Origin of the sequence: Shewanella sp. UCD-FRSSP16_17 (assembly GCF_001675935.1) — a bacterium.
Taxonomy (GTDB): domain Bacteria; phylum Pseudomonadota; class Gammaproteobacteria; order Enterobacterales; family Shewanellaceae; genus Shewanella; species Shewanella japonica.
Genome location: NZ_LZFV01000041.1, coordinates 1 through 655, shown reverse-complemented (window position 1 = coordinate 655; position 655 = coordinate 1). Strand labels below are relative to the sequence as shown.

Here is a 655-nt window from a genome sequence, read left to right as displayed (position 1 = left end):
GCATCAAGGTTTTCAGTGTCGTTGGCCGATAAATCGTTACCGTTGCTGTCGGTTGAGGTTGCGACCACTGTGATGTCGCCATCCACGAGCGTTGATAGGTCAACGTTATCGACAGAGTAAGTGCCATCTGCATTAACAGCCACATCGGTGATGGTAATTGCAGTGCCCGCAATATCGGTGATCACCAGAGTGACCGTGCCGCCTGCTGGAATGTCTTGTGATGTACCAGTGATGTCGCCTTGGTTCGATGCATCAATCACTAAGTCTACTGTTAGCTCAGCATCAACAGCATCAAGGTTTTCAGTGTCATTGGCAGACAGGTCATTACCGTTGCTGTCGGTTGCAGTTGCAACAACTGTGATGTCGCCATCCACAAGTGTAGATAGGTCAACATTATCAACAGAGTAAGTGCCATCTGCATTAACAGCCACATCGGTGATGGTAATTGCTGTGCCAGCAATATCGGTGATCACCAGAGTGACCGTGCCGCCAGCTGGAATATCCTGACTAGTACCAGTGATGTCACCTTGGTTAGATGCATCAATCACTAAGTCTACTGTTAGCTCAGCATCAACAGCATCGAGGTTTTCAGTGTCGTTGGCCGATAAATCATTACCGTTGCTGTCGGTTGAGGTTGCCACCACTGTGATGTCGC

The 655-nt window shown here is 48.9% G+C and carries 1 pseudogene; it reads right to left on the bottom strand.

Going from position 1 to position 655, the window contains the following annotated elements:
- Positions 1–655: pseudogene (locus A9267_RS21970) on the bottom strand (hypothetical protein); the annotation flags it as partial.